At 46.8% G+C, this 222-nt stretch carries 1 protein-coding gene; it reads right to left on the bottom strand.

All coding sequences use genetic code 11. The annotated features are described in order from the left end of the window. Positions 1-222 (bottom strand): hypothetical protein (locus tag ACHRV0_RS21770; RefSeq protein WP_395442544.1); only part of this gene is annotated, 222 nt, incomplete at both ends.

Below are 222 nucleotides of genomic sequence, written 5' to 3'. Positions count from 1 at the left end.
ATCCTGATGGTACTGTAGCGGTAGCCGTTAGAGTCTGTGATGAACCTGTCTCACATACCGTTACGTTAACTGGAGCTGTCGGTGCTGCAGGAGCAGCATTGATGGTTAATACAACAGCCGTTCTTGTTAAACTTGAACAACTGCCGTTTGATGTCTGTCCGTATAATGTTCTTGTAGCGGCAGCTGTACTCACTAAAGTCGCTGGACTTACTACATTGCCTC

Origin of the sequence: Flavobacterium sp. FlaQc-30, from assembly GCF_044005885.1 — a bacterium.
Taxonomy (GTDB): domain Bacteria; phylum Bacteroidota; class Bacteroidia; order Flavobacteriales; family Flavobacteriaceae; genus Flavobacterium.
The sequence above is the reverse complement of the archived record's forward strand: the minus strand, read 5'-3'. Positions and strand labels throughout refer to the sequence as shown.